This window comes from Bacillus sp. SIMBA_005, from assembly GCF_046535585.1.
GTDB lineage: Bacteria > Bacillota > Bacilli > Bacillales > Bacillaceae > Bacillus > Bacillus pumilus.
This window is the reverse complement of the sequence record NZ_JAWRWI010000839.1, coordinates 1-251: the sequence shown is the minus strand read 5'-3', so window position 1 is coordinate 251 and position 251 is coordinate 1. Positions and strand designations below refer to the sequence as shown.

At 51.4% G+C, this 251-nt stretch carries 1 pseudogene; it reads right to left on the bottom strand.

Going from position 1 to position 251, the window contains the following annotated elements:
• Nucleotides 1-251: pseudogene (locus SB660_RS22435) on the bottom strand (homoserine kinase); the annotation flags it as partial.

Below are 251 nucleotides of genomic sequence, written 5' to 3'. Positions count from 1 at the left end.
TGATCGCAGCAATGAGGATATTGCTGACAGCACTTGCTTTTACGGCATCGGCATATGGAAACTCCTTCGGAAGCACGTCTCTCGCGTCTCTTGTCAGCACTTCATAAAAAGGAATGACAACGACTACGTCAATGTCAGCATTCGGGACGCGGATCATTTGGGTCTCGTCATCCTCATGCAGGCCGATCACAAGTCCGCCGACGAGAGAAGCGCCAGCATTGTCCGGGTGTCCTTCTTCTAGACTCGCTAAA